Below are 21,840 nucleotides of genomic sequence, written 5' to 3'. Positions count from 1 at the left end.
AAACATAGTATCGACCCACCTGGTTGGTGGTCGGTCCGGGCGCTCTCTGTTTGATGGCCGCGCCCCCGGCGCGGCGGGTCCGGGCGCTTGGTTTGATGGCCGCGCCTCCGGCGCGGCGGGTCCGGGCGCTCTTGTCCGGCGTCTTCCCTCGTCGCTCCGGTTCGCTTCGCTCTCCTGCGCTCCTCAGTCCAGACGCCGGCGCGCCCGGACACGGCACAAGTAGACGTGGCGACACGGGGGCGAGATCTTTACTAGTTCTTGAGCAGTGCGGCGGCGGGTTCGCTGTAGCCGACGCTGATGAGGCGGTCGCCGTCGAAGGTGAAGGTGGTCAGGCTGCACAGGCTGGCCTGGCGGCGGCGGGGGTCGTGCCAGAGGCGTTTGCTCTCGGCGGCCAGGCGGATGATCCAGATCGGCAGCTGGTGGGAGACCAGCAGCGCCTCGTGGCCCCGGGACTCGGCGCGGGCGTCGTCGATGACCGATTTCATGCGGGCCACGACGTCGCGGTAGGCCTCACCCCATGAAGGGCGGCGGGGGTCGCGGAAGTGCCAGAAGTTGCGGGGATCGCGGAAGAAGGCGCGGTTGTCGCCGGCGACCGGCTTGCCCTCGAAGACGTTCATGGCCTCGGTCAGCCGCTCGTCGAGGACCACGGGGAGCTTGAGCACCTCGGCGGAGGGTGCGGCGGTCTCCTGGGCGCGCTCCATCGGTGAGCTCCACAGGGTCACGATGTCGCGGTTGGCGATCGACTTGGCCACCATGTCGGCCATCGCCCGGCCGTTGTCCGACAGGTGGAAGCCGGGCAGCCTGCCGTAGAGGACCCCGGTCGGGTTGTAGACCTCACCATGGCGCAACAGGTGAACGACGGTCGTCTCAGTCATGGTGGCGCCAGCCTACTCGCGGGAAATGACGAGACGGCGTCAGGCCAGCCGAAGAGTCTGATCGGAATGCCTCAGACCAGCTCGAGCGTGGTCTCCAACTGGCCGCACACCGTGCGCAGCGCGTCGACGGCGGCCCGGATGGCCGGCCGGCGGGCCGCGTCGGTACGCCACAGGGCGTAGATGCGACGGGTCGGCCGGGGCAGGATCGGGATCGCCCGCACCCCTTCCGGCAGCACGCCGCGCCCGAGCCTGGGGATCAGCGCGTGGCCGTGGCCGGCCGCGACCAGCGCGAGCTGGGTCGGGTATTCGTCGGCCATGCAGACGATGTCGGGCTCCTTTCCCGCCGACCGCACCAGGAACAGCAGGAAGTCGTGGCAGACCGTGCCCGGCGCCGAGGTGATCCAGCGGTCGTCGGGCAGCTCCGACAGGGAGATCTCACGCCGGTCGGCCAGCGGGTGGTCGGCCGGCACGGCGATGTCGGCGACGTCGTCGAGCAGGGCGGCCCGCGACAGCCCTTCGGGGATGGCCATCGGGCGGTTCAGCCAGTCCTGCACCACCGCCAGGTCGATCTCGCCTCGGGTGACCTCGCGGATCTGCCGCTCGGGCTCGCGCTCCCAGAACAGCATGCCCAGGTCGGGATGCTGCTCGTTGAGCAGTTTGAGCGCGGCGGGGAAGATGCCGCGCGCGGCCGTCGGGAAGGCGGCGATCGAGAGCCGCCCGACCACCGCGCCGCGCAGCGCCTCGAAGTCGGCCTCGGCCGTCTCGACCAGGGCGAGGATCTTCTCGGCGTGCTCGGCGAGCAGCCCGGCGGCGTCGGTGAGCTTCACGCCCCGGCCGTTGCGCTCGACGAGCACCGCGCCGGTCTCCTTCTCCAGCTTCGCGAGCTGCTGGGAGATCGCCGACGGGGTGACCATCAGCGCCTCGGCCGCCGCGCCGACCGAGCCGTAGGTGGCGACCGCGTACAGGGCCTTCAAGCGGTGCAAGTCCAACATGTAGTCAGTCTAAAGGGTCCACCCAAGAAAATCTCGCTTGTCCTCAACTATTAAGCGTTGCATCATGAAGACATGCGAATCATCAACAACCTCTTCACGAAGCAGTCCACCGTCGCCCGCGTCTCCTACCTCGAGACCCTGGCCACCAACGCTCGCCAATCGCGCGCCAAGAACCGCGCCCGGAGCGCCTAACCCGCAGCCTGGGCCGCGGCCTTGGCCGCGATCGGGAGTGCGTCGACGACCTTCGACAGCGCCTCGTCGTCATGGGCGGACGACAGGAACCAGGCTTCGAAGGCCGACGGGGGAAGATAGACGCCCTGGTCGAGCATCGCGTGGAAGAACGCGGTGAACACGGCCGTGTTCTGGGTCTTCGCCGACGCGAAGTCGGTCACCGGCCCCTCGGTGAAGAAGATCGAGAACAGGTTCCCGGCCCGCTGCAGCCGGTGGGGAACACCCTCGGCCGCGAGCGCGCCGGACGCGGCGTCGCCGAGGGCCAGCGCGGCGGCGTCGACTCGCGCGTAGACGTCGGCGTCACAGTGCCGCAGCGTCGCCAGACCGGCTGCACAGGCCAGCGGGTTACCCGACAGGGTGCCCGCCTGGTAGACCGGGCCCTCGGGGGCCAGCCGGGCCATCACGTCGGCCCGTCCGCCGAACGCGGCGGCGGGCAGCCCGCCGCCCATGACCTTGCCGAAGGTCATCAGGTCGGCGTCCACCGGGTCGAGGCCGTACCACCCCTCGGCCGAGACCCGGAAGCCGGTCAGCACCTCGTCGACGATGAGCAGCGCGCCGTTGGCAGCGCAGAGCTCCTTCAGCCGCCGGTTGAAGCCCTCGGCGGGCGGCACCACGCCCATGTTCGCCGGGCACGCCTCGGTGATCACCGCGGCGATCTCGTGGAGCGTGAACGCCTCCTCGACCGCCGCCAGGTCGTTGTAGGGCAGCACCAGCGTGTCGGCCGCCGCCGCGCCCGTCACCCCCGGGGTGTCGGGCAGGCCGAACGTCACCACGCCCGACCCCGCCGAGGCCAGCAGGGCGTCGACGTGGCCGTGGTAGCAGCCGGCGAACTTGACGATCTTCGAGCGGCCGGTGAAGCCGCGTGCGAGCCGTACCGCGCTCATCGTGGCCTCGGTGCCCGAGCTGACCAGGCGGACCTTCTCGACCGGCGCCACCCGGGAGACGATCTCCTCGGCCAGCAGCACCTCGCCCTCGGTCGCCGTGCCGAAGGAGAACCCGCCCGACATCGCCCGGGTGACCGCCTCCACCACCGCCGGGTGGCGGTGGCCCAGGATCATCGGCCCCCACGAGCAGACCAGGTCGACGTAGGTGTTCCCGTCGACGTCGGTGATGTGGGGACCCTGTCCGGACGCCATGAAGCGGGGCGTGCCCCCCACCGAGTTGAACGCCCGGACCGGCGAGTTGACCCCACCCGGCACGATCTCCTTGGCCCGCGCGAACAGGGCCGCTGATTCATCGGTACGACTCACGGCCACCGAGCCTAGTCGGCGAGCACGTCCAGCACGCGCAGCGGATCGGGCAGCGGACGCCCGTCGGGCGGCCGCAACCACCGCACCGTCCCCCCGCCGACCAGCGACGACGGCGGCGCCAGGACGTAGGAGTCACGGCAGTGCCAGCGCAGCCCCGGATTCGACTCGATCGTCTCCGGGGCGTGGTCGATCGACGACGTCCACCATTCGTCCTCGTCCTCGGGGTTGCCGCGCGTGGCCACGAAAAAAAGAACCCGGTCGCCGCTTGCGGCAACCGGGCCTGGAGACTCCATGGCGGTCAGGGCGGACATCCCGAGGTCCGCCGGGACGTCGAACACGTCGAATACCCGTCCGGTGGGCAGGATCACATTCGCCTCTGGCTCCTGCTCCCACCACCGGGTGAGCTGCGCCGTGTCGGTCGTGGCCTGCATACGCCAGGCCGGCGACAGCGGATGGGCGCCCGGATCCGGACAGCCCACACGGTCACATGAGCACGCCCGCTGCCCCTCACGCAGCGGATGAGCTCCCAGACAGCTCGCCCAGCCCAGCCGGGCGTAGTCGACCACCGCTTCGAGCCGGTGCGGTATTCGGTGCGCGCGGCGTTTGGAGCGGCGAGCGAGCGGGACCCCGACCATCAGATGCTGTTCCTCCCCCACAGAGAAAAAACGGGCTGTTGCCCCCGATAATGCCCGGACCGACCGGATCTTCGCAGGGCGACCCCAGGAAAGCGGGCCGTGGACGGCCGAAGGCCGGCCGTGGTTCGCGCTCTGAATCCACCCGATGACAAAGCGTCGAGTCAGCCCAGCCGCCGGGCCACTTCCGTGGCCCAGTAGGTGAGGATGAGGTCGGCCCCCGCGCGGCGGATCGCGATCAGCGACTCCATGATCACGCGGTCGCGGTCGATCCAGCCGTTGGCGGCGGCGGCCTCGACCATGGCGTACTCGCCCGACACCTGGTAGGCGGCCACCGGCACGTCGACCAGGTCTCTGACCTGGCGCAGGATGTCGAGGTAGGCCAGCGCGGGCTTGACCATGACGGCGTCGGCGCCCTCGGCGAGGTCGAGCCGCACCTCGCGCAGCGCCTCGCCGACCGGGCCGGCCGGGTCCTGCTGGTAGGCGCTGCGGTCGCCGAACTGGGGGGCGCATTCGGCGGCGTCGCGGAAGGGGCCGTAGAACGCCGAGGCGTACTTGACCGAGTAACCCAGGATCGGGATCTCGGCGTGGCCGTCGGCGTCGAGGGCGGCCCTGATCGCGCCGACCTGGCCGTCCATCATGCCGCTGGGCGCGATCACCTGGGAGCCCGCGCGGGCCTGGGCGACCGCGGCGGCGGCGTAACGCTCCAGGGTCAGGTCGTTGTCGACCTCGCCGGCCTCGGTCAGGATGCCGCAGTGGCCGTGGTCGGTGTACTCGTCGAGGCAGGTGTCGGACATGATCACCAGTGCGTCGCCGACCTCGCTCCGCAGATCGTTCAGGGCGAGCTGGACGATGCCCTCGGGGTCGTCGGCGCCGGAGCCCCGGCCGTCCTTGACGGCCGGGATGCCGAACAGGATGACGCCGCCCACGCCAGCCTCAGCGGCCTCGTGGGCGGCCTTGCGGAGGCTTTCGCGCGTGTGCTGGACGACCCCCGGCATCGACCCCACCGGAGCCGGCTCGGTGATGCCCTCCTTGACGAACAGCGGCAGGATCAGCTCGGCCGGGTGGAGCCGGGTCCCGGCCACCATCCGGCGCAGCGGAGCGGTCCGGCGCAGCCGTCGCGGGCGGGCGACCGGGAACTCGGCACTCATGCGAAAACCACCTTCTGAGGTCACTTGGGACGTCGCCGGGCACCCCTTCGGGTCTGCGAGGGGCGGCGTGGGATCTCGCCGGCGGAGACGGCCGCCTGGCGCTGCTTGGCACCATACTCCGCCAGTGCGGCGGCCAGCGCCGAGGCCGAGGGTTTGTCGGCCATCACGTCGACGCGCAGGTTGAACTCCTCGGCCGTCTTGGCGGTCTGCGGCCCGATGACCGCGATCACCGTGACGTTGTGCGGCTTGCCGGCGATGCCGACGAGGTTGCGCACCGTCGAGGACGAGGTGAACAGGACGGCGTCGAAGCCGCCGCTCTTGATGGCGTTGCGGATCTCCTCGGGCGGCGGGGCGGCCCGGACGGTCCGGTAGGCCGTCACGTCGTCGCACTCCCAGCCGAGCTCGGTCAGGCCCGCCACCAGCGTGTCGGTGGCGATGTCGGCCCTTGGGAGCAGCACCCGGTTGATCGGGTCGAGCATCGAGTCGTAGGGCGGCCACTCCTCCAGGAGCCCCTCGGACGACTGCTCGCCCGTCGGCAGCAGGTCGGGCTTGACCCCAAACTCGACCAGGGCCCTCGCGGTCGCCTCGCCGACGGCGGCCACCTTCAGCCCGGCGAAGGCGCGGGCGTCGAGGCCGTACTCCTCGAACTTCTCGCGCACGGCCTTGACCGCGTTGGCGCTGGTGAAGGCCACCCACTCGTAGCGGCCGGTGACCAGGCCCTTGATGGCGCGGTCCATCTGCTGCGGGGTGCGAGGCGGCTCGACGGAGATCGTCGGCACCTCCTCGGGCACCGCGCCGTAGCTCCGCAACTGCTCCGACAGGCCCGCGGACTGTTCCTTGGTACGCGGCACCAGAACCCGCCAGCCGAACAGCGGCTTGGTCTCGAACCACGAGTGCTTCTCACGCTGGCCGACGGCGTCGCCGACCACGACGAGCGCCGGTTCGGTCATGCCGGCGTGCTTCAGGTCGGGCCCGAGACGGCCCAGCGAGGAGACCACGGTGTACTGCTCGGTGGTGGTGCCGTCGCTGGTCACCGCGACCGGGGTGTAGTCGGGCAGACCTGCGGCGATCAGCGCCTTGCCGATCGCGGGCGCCTCGGCCACCCCGTTGTAGATCACCAGCGTGCCCTCGACCGAGGCGTGCTTGGACCAGTCGTCGACCTGGCTCGCGTCGACGATCCGGAACTCCGGCCCGGACGACGCCGGCGGGATGCCCGCGTAGGTCAGCACCGCCGTCGCCGGCGGCACGCCGGGCACGATCTCGAAGTCGACCTCGTCCTGCGAACACGCCGCGACCTCCTCGGACACCGAGGAGAAGAACGACGGGTCGCCGGGGCACACCCGGACGACCAGCTTCCCGGCCTTGGCCGCGCCGACCGCGCCGGCCAGCGCGCCGGGGTCGGCCACGACGTCACGCACGTCGACGCCGGCCCGGCAGTGCCGCAGCAGCGGGCCGTACGACTCGCGGTCGACGACCACGACGTCGGCCTTGGACAGCAGATCGGCGCCCCGGAGCGTCAGCAGGTTCTCGTCACCGGGACCAGCTCCTACGAAGGCGACGAAGCCCCCGATGCCATGCTCATGATGCTCTGATGTGGTCAATGGGCCTGCTCTCCCATCAATTGCCCGGCCCCCTCCGCGATCATGGTGGCCGCGAGCTCGCGCCCGAGTTCCATGGCCGAGGAGACGGGTCCGGTGGTGGACTTGCGCACCGCCGCGGCGCCGTCGATGGACACCACGGTGGCGGTCAGGGTGAGCGTGTGGCCGTCATCGACGGCATAGGCGCCGACGGGGGCCGAACAGCCCGCCTCCAGCGCCGCGAGTACGGCACGCTCGGCGACGACGGCGTCACGGGTGCGCGCGTCGTCGAGCGTGCTCAGAAGCTTGATCAGCTCGGGCCGGTCGGCCCGGCACTCCACCGCGAGCGCGCCCTGGCCGGGGGCGGGCAGCATCTCGTCGGTGTCGAAGAAGTTGGCGATCTCGTCGTCGCGCCGGAGCCGCGCCAGGCCGGCGGCGGCCAGCACGACGCCGTCGAGCTCGCCGGAGGTCACCTTGCCGATCCGGGTGTCGGCGTTGCCGCGGATCGGGACGTAGTCGAGGTCGGGGCGCAGCAGCCGCAGCTGCGCGATGCGGCGCGGCGAACCGGTGCCGACGCGGGAGCCGGGCGCCAGATCGGCGAGCTTGCGGGCGCCGACGAGCGCGTCGCGGGGGTCGTCGCGCAGCGGGATCGCGGCCAGGACGAGCCGGGGGTCGGGGGTGGTCGGCAGGTCCTTGAGCGAGTGGACCGCGAAGTCGATCTCGTCGGCGGCCAGCTTCTCGCGCAGCTCGCTGACGAAGACGCCGGTGCCCCCGAGCTGGGAGAGCTGGGCCTTGCTGACGTCGCCGAAGGTGGTGATCCCGACGAGGTCGACGGCGCGGCCGGTGAGCTCGGTCAGCCGGTCCGCCACCTGCTGCGACTGCGTGGTCGCCATCAGGCTCTTGCGGGTGCCCAGCCTCAGGTTCACTGCTCGATCTCCATCCGGGAAACGGCGTCGGGCGCCTTCGGGTCCAGGTTGAACAGTTCGCGCAGCGCCTCCGCATAATGATCGCCTGCCGGAGACGCAGCGAGCTGCTTGACACGCACAGTCGGCTCGTGGAGCAGTTTGTCGACCACCCGCCGGACCGCCTGCGCCACTTCGTCGCGCTGACGCTCGTCGAGATCGGGCATGCGCGAGTGGAGCCGGCCGAGTTCCGATTCGACCACCTGGGCCGCGCGACTGCGCAGCGCCACCACAGTAGGCGTCACCTTGGCCGCGCGCGCGGAGTTGAGGTAAGCGGTGACCTCGTCGGCCACGATCCGGCGTACGGCCGCGATGTCGGCGGCCCGGCCGCCGTCGGACCCGGCGCCCGACTGCTGCATGTCTTCGAGGTCGACCAGGGTGACCCCGGGCAGCGCCCGGACGGCGGTGTCGACGTCGTGCGGCAGCGCGAGGTCGAGCAGGAAGAGGGGGACCCGCCGCGCGGGGATCATCTCGGGGGTGATCACGCGGGTGCCCGCGCCGACGCAGGAGACGACCAGGTCGGCGGTGGCCAGCTCGGCGGCGATCTCCGACAGCGGCACGGCCCGGCCGCCGACGGTCTCGGCGAGCCGCTCGGCCCGCTCGAAGGTCCGGTTGGCGATGACGATCTCGGTCACGCCGGCCCGCGCGAGGGTCGCGGCGGTCAGCGCGCTCATCGAGCCCGCGCCGACGACCAGCGCCCGGCGGCCCTCGACGGGCCCGAGCACGGTCTCGGCCAGGGTGATGCCGACACCGATGAGGGAGGCGCCCGCGCGGTCGATGCCGGTCTCGCTGTGGGACCGCTTGCCCACCCGCAGAGCCTGCTGGACCAGCTCGTTGAGGATCGAGCCGACCGCGTCCTCCTGCTGGGCCAGGCGTAGCGCGGCCCGGATCTGCCCGAGGATCTGCCCCTCGCCGACCACCATCGAGTCGAGCCCGGAGGCCACCGACATCAGGTGGTGTACGGCCTGGTCCTCATAGTGGACGTAGAGATGGGGAGCCAGGTCGACCCCCGCGTGGCGGTCGAGCAGGGTGGTGATCGCCGACACCCCGCCGTGGAACCGGTCGACCTCGGCGTAGACCTCGACCCGGTTGCACGTGGAGACCACCATGGCCTCCGCGACGTGGGCGTCCTGCCGCACGTCGTGGAGGAGCTTCACCAGGGCGTCGCCGGAGATGGCCACCTGTTCGAGCACCGAGACCGGCGCGCTCCGGTGGCTCAGCCCCACGATCAGCAGACTCATGAGACCTCCCCCGCCCATTCCTCGCCCATTACGGGCCCCCCATTCACCTTGCGCTGCTCATGGAACGCGAGGATCTGTAGTTCGATGGACAGATCGACCTTGCGGACGTCGACGCCCGCAGGAACCGTGAGCACGACGGGGGCGAAGTTCAAGATACTCGTCACTCCGGACGCGATGACCCGGTCGCAGACCGCCTGGGCGGCGGTCGCCGGAGTCGCGATGACCACGATCGACACCCCCCGCTTGGCGATCACCGATTCCAGTTCGTCGCTGTGTTCCACGACGAGCCCGGCGATGTGGTCGCCCACGACCTCCGGGTCGGCGTCGAGCAGCCCGGCCACCCGGAACCCCCGGGAGACGAACCCGCCGTAGTTGGCGAGGGCCCGTCCGAGGTTTCCGACTCCGACGATCGCGACCGCCCAGTCCTGGGTCAGGCCGAGTTCGCGGGAGATCTGGTAGATGAGGTACTGAACGTCGTAGCCGACGCCCCGTGTTCCATAAGAGCCCAGATGCGACAGATCTTTGCGGAGTTTGGCGGAATTTACCCCTGCCGCGACCGCGAGATCCTCGGAACTGACTGTGGCTACGGCCCGCTCGGCCAAACCGTTCAACGCGCGCAGGTAGAGCGGCAGCCGGGCGACGGTCGCGTCGGGGATGCCGCGTTCACGCGGTTGTTGCGGGGTTCGGCGGATCACAGGCCGGCACTCCTGAGGGGGAATCGGTTTCGGGGCCGCTTTCCAGGTTAGTGCCTTTGTGAAGTGATGCACAAAGTCGAGCGACCCCCTTGTCGTGCTCACTTCCAGGGTGTCAGGACTGGCGGCCGGTCTCGAATCCGCCCCATACGGTAGGCATATGGCTCACCGCATCACGCTGCTCGGCAAACCCGGCTGCCACCTGTGTGACGACGCCCGCGCCGTCATCGAGCGCGTCGCGACCGAACTCGGCGTCGAATGGGACGAGCGCGACATCACACAGAACCCCGCCGACCTGGAGAAATACTGGGAGATGATTCCCGTCACACTGGTCGACGGCGTGCAGCACGACTACTGGCGGGTCGACGAGAACCGGCTGCGGCAGGCGCTCAGATCCTGAAGGTCGTGGGCAGCGGCACGACCTTGGCGGCGTTGACCGTGAGTTCGATCACATTCGTGGCCAGCACCAGCGGCTGACGCTCGGTGGCGAACCGCTCCATGTGGGCCTGCCGTTGGTGGTCGTGGAAAGCGGTCTGGTCGCGGTAGAGCTCGTAGACCAGCCGCTGGAGCGGGGCCGACTTCACGCCGTGGCAGACGAACAGGAGCGTGTCGGGCTCGTTGCGGAGCACCTGCTCGACGGTGTCTTCGGCCAGCCTGTCGAAGGCCTCGCCGGCGCCGTCCATCAGCGTGAAGACGGTCAGCATGCCGTAGATGTTCGGTGAGGGCCGGACCGAACCGGTCGCCGTCGTGGGGGCCGGGACCTGCGCCGCCGCCATCGACTGGGCGGCCTGCACCTGACCCGGGTAGAGCACCCCGGTGTTCGGCATCTGGAACTCGGTTGAGGCCGTCGGCGGCGGCACCGGCATGGCGTATTCGGGGGCCTGAGGGTTGAAGGCGTCGGCGGCCATGAAGGTGCCGGTCGCCGGGGCGCCGAAGTCGGGGGGCAGCGGAGGCTGGGGCGGCTGCTGCTGCGGCGGCGGGGGCTGCATGCGGGAGGCGTAGTCGAAGCCGCCGCCCTGCTGCTCGCCGGCGCGGTATTCGGCGACCAGGTCGCCGAGGCCCGAACGGGGCGCGGGCGGGACCGCCGGCTGCGGGCCGGTGGTGGGCATCGGCGGGCCGCCCATGGGACCGCCCATGGGACCGCCCATGGGGGCGCTCATCGGCCCGCTCATGGGGCTGGCCATGGGCTGTGGCTGGGGCGGCGGCATCCCGGCCACGCGGCGGCCGAGGCTCTGCTCCTGCCAGACCGGCTGCTGCGGCTGCACCGGCATGGGGCCGCTCGGCGGGCCCTGCTGCTGCGGCGCCGGTTCCTCCTCGTCGTCGTAGGGGGCGAGGGGGCGGTTGACGGCGTACCAGACGCCACCGGGGATGGCGGCCAGCAGCGCTGCGACGAAGATGCCCTGCACCAGGAAGAGCTGCGAGCCGATCGCGGCCATGCCGATGGGGGCCAGCACGACGGTCGCGTTCATGTTGTCGGCGTCGTAGTCGTCGCCCGACCGCATGCGGATCAGCGCGACGATCAGCGCGACGAAAAGGATCGCCAGCGCGAGCACGTGGACGCCGCGCAGCAACCACTCGGGCGGGATGTCCCACTTGTCGGCGGCGATCGGCAGCGTCTTGTTGAAGCCGCTCTGCACCGGGTCGAGGGTCATGATGACCACGCCGACGAAGCTCAGGCCGCCCGCCAGGAGCCAGCCGGCGAGCCGGGCGGACCGTGACTCCGCGAGCAGCTGGATCAGTCCACCGGCCAGCCACAGCGGCGCCAGCAGCGCGCCGCCGATCTGGAACACGCGGAAGGTCAGCGGGCCGAACCCGAGGAGGGTGCCGATGGCGATCGCGCCGAGCCCGAGGCACACCGCGACCGTGGTGATCGCCCACGCCACGAGCCAGCCGGAGGACTCCTCGCGGATCCGCCCGACCAGGACGCCTGTGGTGATCGCGGCGAGGATCGCCCCCGCGAACGCGATGACTGCGACAACGAGTTCCATGACGGACCAACTCTATGGCCTGTCCCTGTCCACACGCCCAGCCAGCGGGACTCGTCTCAAGCGTCCGTTACGGAAGGGATTACAGAGACCACCCTCATTGTGTAATTTATGGGAGATTTCTAGAGTGGCGAGCACGCCGACTTCCCCTCTCCCATGGGATATCCGGATGCTGAACAGTTGGTCGTTAGCCGGGCTGGCCCCTTCGGTCCCCGCTGGAGCGTTGCAGCCCGCGCCCGAGGCGGTCTCGCCCGAGTTCGACGAGATGCGCACGCTGGTGCTGCGCGCCAAGACGGGCGACACCGAGGCCTTCGGGCAGCTCTACGACCGGTACGTCGACCTCGTCTACCGGTACGTCTTCTTCCGCGTGGGCTCCCACCCCCTCGCCGAGGACCTGACGAGCGACACGTTCCTGCGCGCCCTGCGCAACATCTCCGACTTCACCTGGCAGGGCCGCGACTTCGGCGCCTGGCTCGTGACGATCGCCCGCAACCTGATCACCGACCACTACAAGTCGGGCCGCAGCCGCCTTGAGGTGTCCACCGCCGAGGTCTTCGACACCCCGCTCGACGGCCCCCACATCCCCGAGAACGCCGCGATCACCAACATGGTGAACGAGCACGTCATGCGCGCCGTCCAGCAGCTCGGCCCCGAGCAGCAGGAGTGCGTGATCATGCGGTTCCTGTACGGCATGTCGCTCGCCGAGACCGCCGCCGCGATGGGCAAGAAGAGCGGCGCGATCAAGGCCCTCCAGTTCCGCGCCATCAAGGCGCTGGCCAGGTCGCTCCCGAAAGATCTCAGTTGAGACACACCCCGTAACCCCTCCGACGCAGCGTCGTTGGTCTATTCGCAGGGGTGGGTGGATCTTCGAGCGGGAGCTCTGGCGATGGGGTGGTGGCGTCTTCCGCGTGCGCGGCGTGCCGCGCGTGTCGCCGCCCGGCTGGAGGAGCTCGGCCGTCGTGAGGCCGCAGGCCGCGAGGTCGCCGGGCCCCGGGCCGAGTTCCGCGAGGAGCTGCGGGCCGAGTTGTTACGTACACACCAGGAAGAACGCGCCGCGCCGCGGCGCCCCGGGCCGGCGCACGCACGGCCGCGCATCCGGCGTGTCCCCCTGCTGGTGCGGCTGCGCCCGTGGCTGGCGCTCGGCGCGATGGTCACGGCGACCATGTCCGTGGCGGCGGTGACCTACTCGTCCGGGCCGGGCGAGGTGCTCTACCCGCTGAAGCGGGCGGCCGAGTCGACGCTGCTGACGCTCACCCGCAGCGAGGCCGAACGCGCCGACCGGCAGATGACGGTGGCCCGCTCGCGCGCCGCCGAGGCGGCCGAACTGCTGAAGGCCGCCACGCCCGACCGCGAGGAACTGATCGAGCAGACCCTCGAAGACATGGACAGCACCACGCGGCTCGCGCTGGAGAAGGTGAAACAGCCCACCAAGCCGCCCGCGAAGGTGCGCCGGTTCGCCCGGGAGCAGAAGAAGGTCGTCGAGAAGATGGTGCCGAAGCTCGACGCCGAGAACCGCGAGATCGCGACCGAGTATCTGAGCCTGATCGACGGCTACGCGGGGCCCGCCGGCAACTAGTGCTGTTCACGCGCGGGCAACCGGGCGAAGGGGGCCCAGCGGTTAAGCTCGGAGGTTATGAAGCGGCTACTGAGACGGCGCGAAGCGGCGGAACTCGCGGGTGAGGTGGCGGCCGCGGCCGCGTTGCCGGCCCCGAGCGCCGAGCCCGATCCGACCGCCGCCGCATTCTTCGACGTCGACAACACCATGGTCCGCGGCGCGTCGATCTACCACTTCGCCAGGGGCCTGGCCGCCCGGGGCCTGTTCACCACCGGCGACCTGGTCAAGTTCGCCGTCGGGCAGGCGATGTTCCGGGTCCGCGGCAACGAGAACCCCGACCACGTCGCCAAGGCCAAGGAGATGGCCCTGGCGTTCGTCGCCGGGCTGAAGGTCGACGAGGTCGTCCTGCTGGGCGAGGAGATCTACGACGAGATGATGGCCGACCGCATCTGGTCGGGCACCCGCGCGCTGGCCCAGGCCCACCTCGACGCCGGTCAGCGGGTGTGGCTGGTCACCGCGACGCCGGTCGAGCTGGCCCACGTCATCGCCCGCCGGCTCGGCCTGACCGGCGCGCTCGGCACCGTCTCGGAGACCAAAGACGGCGCCTACACCGGTCACCTGGTGGGCGATTTACTGCACGGCCCGGCCAAGGCCGAGGCGGTCAGGGCGCTGGCCCGCCGTGAGGGGCTCGACCTGACCCGCTGCTCGGCCTACAGCGACTCGGCCAACGACCTGCCCATGTTGTCGCTGGTCGGCCACCCCTACGCCATCAACCCCGACACCGAGCTGCGCGAACACGCCCGGCAGCGGGGCTGGCAGGTGCGCGACTTCCGCACCACCCGCAAGGCGACCATGATCGGGTTGCCCATCGCGGCGACGGCGGGCGCGATCGCGGGCGGCGTGGCGGCGGGGCTGGCCCTGCGACGCCACTACAGGAAGCACTAAAGGAAGAAGGCCGGTCCGCGGCGCAGGCGCAGCGCGTTGAGCGAGCGCTGGATCGTCTCGCGGACCTGGTCGGTGAGCTCGAAGACCACCATCGGGTCGTCGGCCTCGGCGGGGTCGACCTCGTCGGACCTGATCGGCTCGCCGAATTCGATCAGCCACTTCGACGGCAGCGGCACCAGCCCGAGCGGGCCGAACCACGGGAACAGCGGCGTGATCGGCAGGTAGGGCAGGCCGAGCAGGCGGGCCAGCGGGCGCAGCTCGCCGATCTTCGGATAGATCTCCTCGGCCCCGACGATCGAGCAGGGCACGATCGGCACCCCGGCCCTGATCGCGGAGGCGACGAAGCCGCCCCGGCCGAACCGCTGGAGCTTGTAGCGCTGGGACCAGGGCTTGCCGATGCCCTTGAAGCCCTCGGGGAACACCCCGACGAGCTCGCCCTTGCGCAGCAGCCGGTCGGCGTCTTCCTTGCAGGCCAGAGTGTGGCCGGTCTTGCGGGACAGGTGGCCGAGCAGCGGCAGCCGGTGGACGAGGTCGGCGCCGAGCAGCCGCACCACCCGCCCGGCCTCGTCGTGAAGGGCGACCTGCAACATCAGGGCGTCGATCGGAAGGGTGCCCGAGTGGTTGGCGACCACGAGGGCGCCGTCGGGCGGCAGGTTGTGCAGGCCGATGGTCTCGACGCGGAACCAGTGGCGGTAGAGCGGGCGCAGCAGTTCGAGGAGGATCTTGTCGTTGAGTTCGGCGTCGTAGCCGAACTCGTCGACCTCGTAGCGGCCCGAGATGCGGCGGGAGGCGAAGGTGAGGAGTTCCTCGGGGGTCACCACGTGCTCCGGGTCTGGAGGAAGTCGTCGAACGCCGACGCGGTGGTGTGTTTGGGCACCCAGCCGAACTCGTCGGCCAGCCTGGCCGAGTCGACCACCCGGCCGTGGCTCATCAAAGCCAGTTGGTCGGGCGTGAAATCCATGCGCCCGACCGCGCGGGCGGCCTCGCCCAGGAACCGGAACGCCGGGGCCGGCACCGGCAGGAAGAACCGGCCAGCCCGCCGCAGGCACTGCGAGAGCAGCAGCACGCCGTCGCCCGCGACGTTGAAGACGCCGGGATGATCGTCGAGCGCGGCCCGCCTGAGCACCTCGACCCCGTCGTCTTCGTGGACGAACTGGAGCCGCGGGTCGAAGCCGAGCACGGTCGGCAGGACCGGCGCCCGGAAGTAGCGGGTCAGCGGGGAGTCGACCTTGGGCCCGATGAAGTTCGCGAACCGCAACGTCGTCGTCACCACGTCGGGCCGCCGCCGCGCGTAGCCGCGGACGTAGCCCTCGACCTCGGACGCGTCCTTGCCGTAGCCGGTGTGGGGAACCTCCACCGGCTCGCTGTCCTCGGTGAAGACGGCGGGATCGGTGGGCGAGGAGCCGTAGACGGCCGTGGTGGAGCGTACGACGACCCGGCGCACGGTCTCGGAGCGCTGGCAGGCCGCGAGCAGTTGCATCGTGCCGATGACGTTGTGCTCTTTCATCGCCGGACGACTGCCGGCCGGCCCGCTCATCAGGCTCATGTGGACGACCGTGTCGATGTCGGCCGCCGCGATGACCTGGGCGATGTCGGGGCTGCGCAGGTCGACGCGGACGAACTCGACGCGGCCCAGAGGGTTGAGTTGGGCGCCGCCATCACGCGTAAGCGACGTCGGCGGCACCGTGTCGACTCCGATGACCCGGCTGACGGCCGGGTCGGCTGCGAGGACGCTCGCCAGCCGAGCGCCGATGTGCCGGGATATCCCGGTGACCAGGACTGTCCGGGTCACGGGACTCATAGACTCTTCCTCGCAGGGACCGCGCTGGGCTACTTCTTGTTACGCCGCTGGATGCGGGTCTTCTTGAGCAGCTTGCGGTGCTTCTTCTTGGCCATGCGCTTGCGGCGCTTCTTGATCACAGAGCCCACGGGACCCCCAGGTGAAGATAGACGTCGTACCGGTGCGCGAGCGCACACCGGCACAACAGCCTACCGGCGATCCATGGTTGATCGTTCCCCTGGGGGACCCGCGTTGCCCTTGGTATCGCTAGTCGCTACAGGTCACTTCATCCAGCCTCGATGAAAGCGTCCCTCAGATAGTCGTGCACCGCCTGTTCGGGCACTCTGAAGGACCGGCCTACCCTGATGGCCGGCAACTCGCCCGAGTGCACGAGCCGGTACACCGTCATCTTGGACACCCGCATGACGGTGGCCACTTCTGCCACCGTCAGGAACTTCACCTCGCTGAGAGGTCTTTCGCCTGCACCCATCGGACGCCTCTTCCGCACGTGTTTCCGGGTTATCCCCACTGGTGCCATTGCTCACGCACGTGTACTGCTGTCAGCGTAAGTCGGGACTCCACAGAGGCAAACCCCCCATTTCATCAGCCATCGGGGGATCTTGCCCGCGAAACACCGAAAAACGCTGGCCAGCAGCCGGACCGTGCCCCTCGCCTTGATCTTGGAACGGACCAACTTCTCTCACATTAGAGTCGCCCAGGATCAGGAAAAAGTTGTCAACCGGTCGACACACCAGTGCAAAAGTGGGCGTGAAACCCCTAAAAGGGACGCCCCTAAAGGCCGGCCGCCACACGTCGGAGCAGGTAGTCGGTCAACGGTCCGTAATAGCGGGGCAGCACGTTGTCATCCAGGGGCACGGTGACCGCGATCTTCCCCTCGGCTTCTCCCACGAAAAGGGCCGGATCGTTGCAGTCGGCGAACCCGACCGTCTCGACGCCCGCCTCCCCGGCCGCGCCCGCCCAGCCGTGGTCGGCGATGACGAAATCCGGTCTCTGCTCCTCGAGCATCCGCCGCATCGGAGCGGAGTCGTGCGTGTGCACAAGGGCACCACCGTCGTCGAGGAGGGCGACGTCATCGATGTAGCGAATCGAGCGCCGGCGGCCGAACGAACCGGGAAGGTACGTCCACCCTTCCGCCGGAGTAAGCAGAGTCGCCCCCTGAGTCACGACGAAACGAGCGATAGCCATGTGAACGACCATCAGCCCGGTCGGGTGGCCCGTGGCGATGATCACCGTGGGGTCGGGCCGCCGCAGCGCCCCCGCGATCCGGTCGCCCATCGCGTCGAGCGCCGCGACCGTCCGCTCGGGGTCGATCGTGTCCTGGCCCGACCGGTGGCCCGGATCGGCCACCACGCCCGCCGACTTGGCCATCAGGTCGAGGACGTCGCGGTAGGTCCAGGCGCCCTCGAAGGTCAGCCCGAACATGTAGTGGGGGTCGCGCACCGCGAGTGACCGGTAGTGGTCGAGGTTGTTCTCACGGCTCGTGGCGACGTCACCCGCGATGCGGGTGCGCACGAGGTGGTCGATGAGTTCTGCTCGCGTCATGCCTGATGTCATGGCAGTGGGTCCAGACCGTGGTAGGGGAAGACCGCGTTCCGGGTGGCCATAATCGCGCGGTCGATCGGATCGGCCGGGTCGTAACCCTCGGAGATGGGCCGATATTCGGGGGTGCGGCCGTCGGTCATCGTGAGCGGCGGCAACTCGCCGGTCCGCGCGCGGACGAACTCGCGCCACGCCTCGGGGGTGGCGGTCTCGGGCTCGACGGGAGCACCCGCGGCCTCGGCGATCAGGTGGGTCCACGCCCTCGGCACCACCTGGACCAGCTCGTATCCCCCGCCGCCGGTGGCGAGCCACCGCCCGCCGGCCGTCTCGTGGGCCAGCTTGTGCAGTTCCCGGTACGCCGTCCGCTGGCCGTCGAGCGACAACATCAGGTGGGCCAGCGGGTCGAGGGCGTGGGAGTCGCAACCGTGCTGGGTGACCAGGAAGTCGGGGGCGAACTCGCGCAGCAGCGGCGGCACCACCGCGTGGAAGGCCCGCAACCAGCCCGCGTCGCCGCAGCCGGCCGGCAGCGGCACGTTCACGGCCGTCCCCTCGGCGCCGGTCTCCTCGGCGAAGCCGGTGCCGGGGAAGAGCGTGCGGGGCGACTCGTGGAGGCTGATCGTCAGCACCCGGGGGTCGTCGAAGAACATGGCCTGCACGCCGTCGCCGTGGTGGACGTCGACGTCGACGTAGGCGACCTTCTCCACCCCCTGTGCGAGCAGCCAGGCGATGGCGACCGCCGGGTCGTTGTAGACGCAGAAGCCGCTGGCCGTGGCCGGCATGGCGTGGTGGAGACCCCCGGCGACGTTCAGCGCGTGCATCGCGCCGCCCTGGTGCACCTGCTTCACGGCCTCCAGCGTCGCCCCCGCGATCAGCGCGGAGGCCTCGTGGACGCCGGCGAAGGCCGGGTTGTCGCTGGTGCCGAGCCCCGCCCGCAGATCGGGCCGGCCGTCTTCTGAGACCCGCTTGACCGCCTCGATGTAGTCGCGCTTGTGCACGCTCGCGAGGTCGTCGTCGGTCGCCGGGGCACAGGGCACGATCTCGACCGCGCCGAGCACCCCGAGCTCCCGGGCCAGCGCCATGGTCAGCTCGACCCGCACCGGCGCGAGAGGGTGATGGGGCCCGAAGTCGTACGACGTCAGGGCGTCGTCCCAGACGACCCGCACGGGTCCGCAGGCGCCACGCGCGAAGTCGCTCATAGCCAGCAAATTACCGCACGCTCATTCGGCCCGGAGGGCCACCACCGGGTCGAGGCGTCCCGCGCGGCGGGCCGGGGCGACGCCGAAGAAGACGCCCACGACGGCCGAGACGCCGAAGGCCAGCAGGATCGACCAGAGGGTGATCGACGCCGGTACGGGAGAGAGCGCCTCGATCAGGAGGGAGCCGCCGATGCCGAGTGCGATGCCGATGGTGCCGCCGATCGTGGTGAGCAGCACGGCCTCGATCAGGAACTGGCCGAGGACGTCGCGCTGGCGGGCGCCCAGGGCCTTGCGCAGGCCGATCTCCTTGGTGCGTTCGCGCACGCTGACCAGCATGATGTTGGACACCCCGACCCCGCCGACCAGCAGCGAGATGCCCGCGATGGCGGCCAGCACGCCGGTCAGCATGCCGAGGACGGTGCCGATCGTGCCGAGGAGCTGGGTCTGGGTGACGGCGGAGAACTTCTCGTCGGGGTAGCGGGAGGTCAGGGCGTCCACGACCTTCTGGCCGAGGGAGTCGATCACGTCGGGGCCGGAGGCGCCGATGGCGATGCCGTTGACGCGCTGGACGCCGAGCAGCCGCTGGGCCGTGGTGACCGGGATGTGGGTCTCCCGGTCGCGCGCGACCCCGAAGGTGGCGCCGACCTTCTCGTACACGCCGACGACCCGGAACCGCACCCCGGCGATCGTGGCCTGTCTGCCCACCGGGTCGAGGTCGCCGAAGAGCTGCTGCGACACCTCCGAGCCCAGGACCGCGACGCGGCGGCGGGTGTCGACGTCGGTCTCGGTGAGGTAGCGGCCCCGCTTCAGCGGGCGTTCGAAGACGTTGGGGATGTTCTCGTCGGTGCCGACGACGGTGACGAACGCCTCGTTGCGGCCGACGCGGATGTTCTCGCCCGACTGGACCGACACCGTGACCCGGCTCGGGTCGCCGACGACCCTGCGCACGTAGTTGACGTCGGACAGGTCGAGGCGGCTCTGGGTGGGGGCGGCCTGGAAGTTCAGCTGGCCCGGCACGACGAGGATGATGTTGGAGCCAAGGCCGGAGATCTCGTCTTCGATGGCGTCCTTGGCGCCGGTGCCGATGGCGACCAGGATCACCACGGCCGACACGCCGATGATCACGCCGAGCATGGTCAGGGCGCTGCGCAGCCGGTTGACCCGCAGCGCTTCGAGGGCCATCCGGAAGGCCTCGGCGGTCCTCACGCGACGTCCCGCTCGATCAGGCCGTCTCTGACGTGGATCTGCCTGCGGGCCCGGTTCGCCACCTCGGCTTCGTGGGTGACCAGCACGATCGCCACACCCTGGTCGGCGTTGAGGCGTTCGAGCAGGCCCATGACCTCTTCGCCGTTGCGGGTGTCGAGGTTGCCGGTCGGCTCGTCGGCCAGCACCACCTGGGGGTCGCCGACGAGCGCGCGGGCGATGGCGACCCGCTGCTGCTCGCCGCCCGACATCTGCGACGGGCGGTGGTCGAGCCGGTGGGCCAGGCCGACGGCCTCCAGCGCGGCCCGCGCCCGCTTGCGCCGGTCGGCCTTGGCGACCCCTCGGTAGACGAGCGGCAACGCCACGTTGTCCAGGGCGGAGGTCCGGGCGAGCAGGTGGAACGACTGGAAGACGAAGCCGATCATCCGGTTGCGCAGCTCGGCCAACTGGGTGTCGTCGAGGGTCGAGACGTCGACGCCGCCCACCCTCAGCACCCCCGAGGTCGGCCGGTCGAGGCAGCCGAGCAGGTGCATCAGGGTCGACTTCCCCGACCCCGACGGCCCGACGATCGCGGCGAACTCGCCGTCGCCGATGGTCAGGTCGACGCCGCGCAGCGCGTCCACGGTCACGCCTTCGAGTTGGTACGACCTCGTCAACCCTGCGGCCTCGAAGGCGCTCACGGGATCTCCTGCCCCTGACGCACGCCGTCGGCCCCCCGCGTGATGACCCGGTCGCCGACCTTCACCCCGTTGACGACCTCGACGTAGGCGTCCCCTTCCGCGCCGAGTGTGACGGTCCGGCGTTCGGCCCTGCCGCCGACGACGGCCCAGACCACAGTGTCGCGCCCGCTGGTGACCACGGCGGCGGCCGGGACCGCGACGGCCTCGGGCGACTCCTTGACGATCATGCGGACGACGGCGCTCATGCCGGGTTTGGGGTCGGGTGCCTCGGAGCCGTCGTCGAAGCGGCCTTCGGCGAGCGAGAGGCGTACCGGATAACTGACGCCGCCCGTCGCGCCCTCCTGGGGCGTGACCCCGACGCCGGTGACCTCGGCCGTGTAGACCGCGCCGGGCACGGCGTCGAACTCGACCTCGGCGCGGGTGCCGTTCTCGACGAGCAGCACGTCGGTCTCGTCGACGTCGGCCCGCAGGTTCAGCTCGGAGACGTCGGTGACGCTCAGCAGCGTCTCCCCCTGGCCGACCGGGACGCCCTCGGCGATCGTGCCCGCCGAACTGCCGGCCGCCTGGGCCGGGACCCCGCCGCCGGAGACGAGCTCGGCCAGATCGGGCAGCGCGGGCGTGGCCGACCCGCCACCGCCGCCGAGGGTGACGACCCCGCCGAACGGCGCCTTGATCGTGAGCCCTTCGACGGTCTCCTCTGCGGCCTTCAGGGCGGCCCGGGTCTGGCTGCGCGAGGCGGCCTGGAGGGAGCTCATCGACGACGAGAGCCCGCTCATGCCCGCGCCGAGTTGCCCGGTGAACGAGGTGAGCATGCGGTTGAGGCCGCCGACGATCCCGTTCAGCGCCTTCTGCTGGGATCGGTGCTGCCTCTCGGCCAGGTCGATCGCCGACAGCAGGTGCCTGCGGATGGCCTTGTCCTCGACCTTGCGGGCCGCCTGCCGGGCCTGCGCGAACGATTTCCGGACGTGGGGGTCGATCCCGTTCGGCAGCCGCAGCGACGGCACACTCGGCGCACCTCCGAAGGAGACCGGCCGCGCCGCCTGCCGGTCGGCCTTCTTGGCCTCTTTCAGCCGGTCACGGGCCTGCGGCGCGCTGATGCGGGCGAGGATCTCGCCCTTCTTCACGGTGTCGCCGTCGGAGACGTAGAGCTTGGCGACGGTCCCGGCCGCGGGAGAGGTGAGGCTCGCGGTGGCCCGCGCCCCGACGGTCGCCGGGGCCTCCACCACCTCACTGACGGGCGCCCGCGCCACGTTCGCGGTCTGCACGACGGGCGCCTCCTCCGCCGTGCAGGCGGATAACGCGAGAAGGAGCGCCAACAGGGGGATACCACGCC

The 21,840-nt window shown here is 70.6% G+C and carries 23 protein-coding genes; 4 read left to right on the top strand and 19 right to left on the bottom strand.

What is annotated here, in order from left to right; translation table 11 throughout:
* Positions 1-251: 251 nt before the first annotated feature.
* The 9 genes from GT755_RS12925 to GT755_RS12885 all read right to left on the bottom strand — a co-directional run bounded on the left by GT755_RS12925 (position 252) and on the right by GT755_RS12885 (position 9,606).
* Positions 252-875, bottom strand: a complete 624-nt coding sequence (locus GT755_RS12925; RefSeq protein ID WP_161479928.1) for a histidine phosphatase family protein — start codon at positions 873-875, stop codon at positions 252-254.
* A gap of 71 nt (positions 876-946) precedes the next feature.
* Positions 947-1,867 (bottom strand): LysR family transcriptional regulator, encoded by a 921-nt coding sequence (locus GT755_RS12920; RefSeq protein WP_161479927.1) that lies wholly within the window; start codon positions 1,865-1,867, stop codon positions 947-949.
* A gap of 188 nt (positions 1,868-2,055) precedes the next feature.
* Positions 2,056-3,348 (bottom strand): glutamate-1-semialdehyde 2,1-aminomutase, encoded by a 1,293-nt coding sequence (gene hemL / locus GT755_RS12915; RefSeq protein ID WP_161479926.1) that lies wholly within the window; start codon positions 3,346-3,348, stop codon positions 2,056-2,058.
* 11 nt (positions 3,349-3,359) lie between these two features.
* Positions 3,360-3,983: a bifunctional DNA primase/polymerase gene (locus GT755_RS12910; protein ID WP_161479925.1), complete on the bottom strand. Its 624-nt coding sequence runs from the start codon at positions 3,981-3,983 to the stop codon at positions 3,360-3,362.
* Between the two features lie 161 nt (positions 3,984-4,144).
* Positions 4,145-5,131, bottom strand: a complete 987-nt coding sequence (gene hemB / locus GT755_RS12905) for a porphobilinogen synthase (protein WP_161479924.1) — start codon at positions 5,129-5,131, stop codon at positions 4,145-4,147.
* A gap of 20 nt (positions 5,132-5,151) precedes the next feature.
* The gene (locus GT755_RS12900; protein WP_030456148.1) at positions 5,152-6,732 is read right to left on the bottom strand and encodes a bifunctional uroporphyrinogen-III C-methyltransferase/uroporphyrinogen-III synthase; all 1,581 of its coding nucleotides are present in this window, start codon (positions 6,730-6,732) and stop codon (positions 5,152-5,154) included.
* The gene (gene hemC, locus GT755_RS12895; protein ID WP_285585944.1) at positions 6,729-7,634 is read right to left on the bottom strand and encodes a hydroxymethylbilane synthase; all 906 of its coding nucleotides are present in this window, start codon (positions 7,632-7,634) and stop codon (positions 6,729-6,731) included. Before hemC ends, GT755_RS12900 begins: the two co-directional genes overlap by 4 nt.
* A complete protein-coding gene (locus GT755_RS12890) occupies positions 7,631-8,911 on the bottom strand; it encodes a glutamyl-tRNA reductase (protein ID WP_161479923.1) in 1,281 nt (426 codons plus the stop codon). Before GT755_RS12890 ends, hemC begins: the two co-directional genes overlap by 4 nt.
* Positions 8,908-9,606, bottom strand: coding sequence for a redox-sensing transcriptional repressor Rex (locus GT755_RS12885; RefSeq protein WP_030456151.1), 699 nt, complete (start codon positions 9,604-9,606; stop codon positions 8,908-8,910). Before GT755_RS12885 ends, GT755_RS12890 begins: the two co-directional genes overlap by 4 nt.
* 157 nt (positions 9,607-9,763) lie before the next feature.
* Between GT755_RS12885 and GT755_RS12880 the strand changes: the two genes are divergently transcribed.
* On the top strand, positions 9,764-10,003 hold the full coding sequence (locus tag GT755_RS12880) for a glutaredoxin family protein (protein ID WP_030456152.1): 240 nt from the start codon (positions 9,764-9,766) through the stop codon (positions 10,001-10,003).
* On the opposite strand, the gene GT755_RS12875 is transcribed toward GT755_RS12880, so the two are convergent.
* On the bottom strand, positions 9,993-11,591 hold the full coding sequence (locus GT755_RS12875; protein WP_161479922.1) for an antibiotic biosynthesis monooxygenase: 1,599 nt from the start codon (positions 11,589-11,591) through the stop codon (positions 9,993-9,995). The genes GT755_RS12880 and GT755_RS12875 overlap by 11 nt on opposite strands.
* A 166-nt stretch (positions 11,592-11,757) precedes the next feature.
* Here GT755_RS12875 and GT755_RS12870 point away from each other — a divergent pair, with 166 nt between their 5' ends.
* From GT755_RS12870 to GT755_RS12860, 3 genes are all read left to right on the top strand, one after another.
* The gene (locus GT755_RS12870) at positions 11,758-12,393 is read left to right on the top strand and encodes a sigma-70 family RNA polymerase sigma factor (protein ID WP_161479921.1); all 636 of its coding nucleotides are present in this window, start codon (positions 11,758-11,760) and stop codon (positions 12,391-12,393) included.
* A gap of 81 nt (positions 12,394-12,474) precedes the next feature.
* Positions 12,475-13,164 (top strand): DUF5667 domain-containing protein, encoded by a 690-nt coding sequence (locus GT755_RS12865; protein WP_161479920.1) that lies wholly within the window; start codon positions 12,475-12,477, stop codon positions 13,162-13,164.
* A 57-nt stretch (positions 13,165-13,221) separates the two neighbouring features.
* Entirely contained in the window at positions 13,222-14,088 is an 867-nt protein-coding gene (locus GT755_RS12860) for an HAD family hydrolase (RefSeq protein ID WP_161479919.1), read from the top strand.
* On the opposite strand, the gene GT755_RS12855 is transcribed toward GT755_RS12860, so the two are convergent.
* The 9 genes from GT755_RS12855 to GT755_RS12815 form a co-directional block, all read right to left on the bottom strand.
* On the bottom strand, positions 14,085-14,906 hold the full coding sequence (locus GT755_RS12855; RefSeq protein WP_328794326.1) for a lysophospholipid acyltransferase family protein: 822 nt from the start codon (positions 14,904-14,906) through the stop codon (positions 14,085-14,087). The two genes, GT755_RS12860 and GT755_RS12855, sit on opposite strands and share 4 nt — an antisense overlap.
* Positions 14,903-15,889: an NAD-dependent epimerase/dehydratase family protein gene (locus GT755_RS12850; RefSeq protein WP_202609922.1), complete on the bottom strand. Its 987-nt coding sequence runs from the start codon at positions 15,887-15,889 to the stop codon at positions 14,903-14,905. Before GT755_RS12850 ends, GT755_RS12855 begins: the two co-directional genes overlap by 4 nt.
* A gap of 29 nt (positions 15,890-15,918) precedes the next feature.
* A complete protein-coding gene (locus GT755_RS12845) occupies positions 15,919-16,017 on the bottom strand; it encodes a 30S ribosomal protein bS22 (RefSeq protein ID WP_018654693.1) in 99 nt (32 codons plus the stop codon).
* Positions 16,018-16,154: 137 nt separating this feature from the next.
* Complete coding sequence (locus GT755_RS12840) at positions 16,155-16,358, bottom strand: helix-turn-helix domain-containing protein (RefSeq protein ID WP_030456159.1); 204 nt, start codon at positions 16,356-16,358, stop codon at positions 16,155-16,157.
* 302 nt (positions 16,359-16,660) lie between these two features.
* Positions 16,661-17,431: a phosphatase gene (locus GT755_RS12835; RefSeq protein ID WP_202609921.1), complete on the bottom strand. Its 771-nt coding sequence runs from the start codon at positions 17,429-17,431 to the stop codon at positions 16,661-16,663.
* 8 nt (positions 17,432-17,439) lie between these two features.
* Complete coding sequence (locus GT755_RS12830; RefSeq protein WP_161479917.1) at positions 17,440-18,624, bottom strand: acetoin utilization protein AcuC; 1,185 nt, start codon at positions 18,622-18,624, stop codon at positions 17,440-17,442.
* 21 nt (positions 18,625-18,645) lie between these two features.
* Positions 18,646-19,830, bottom strand: coding sequence for an ABC transporter permease (locus GT755_RS12825; RefSeq protein WP_161479916.1), 1,185 nt, complete (start codon positions 19,828-19,830; stop codon positions 18,646-18,648).
* Entirely contained in the window at positions 19,827-20,507 is a 681-nt protein-coding gene (locus tag GT755_RS12820) for an ABC transporter ATP-binding protein (protein WP_161479915.1), read from the bottom strand. The genes GT755_RS12825 and GT755_RS12820 overlap by 4 nt, the downstream gene beginning before the upstream one ends.
* The gene (locus GT755_RS12815; RefSeq protein WP_161479914.1) at positions 20,504-21,823 is read right to left on the bottom strand and encodes an efflux RND transporter periplasmic adaptor subunit; all 1,320 of its coding nucleotides are present in this window, start codon (positions 21,821-21,823) and stop codon (positions 20,504-20,506) included. The genes GT755_RS12820 and GT755_RS12815 overlap by 4 nt, the downstream gene beginning before the upstream one ends.
* Positions 21,824-21,840 lie beyond the last annotated feature (17 nt).

Source organism: Herbidospora solisilvae (assembly GCF_009901565.1).
GTDB classification, from domain to species: Bacteria; Actinomycetota; Actinomycetes; order Streptosporangiales; family Streptosporangiaceae; genus Herbidospora; species Herbidospora solisilvae.
The sequence above is the reverse complement of the archived record's forward strand: the minus strand, read 5'-3'. Positions and strand labels throughout refer to the sequence as shown.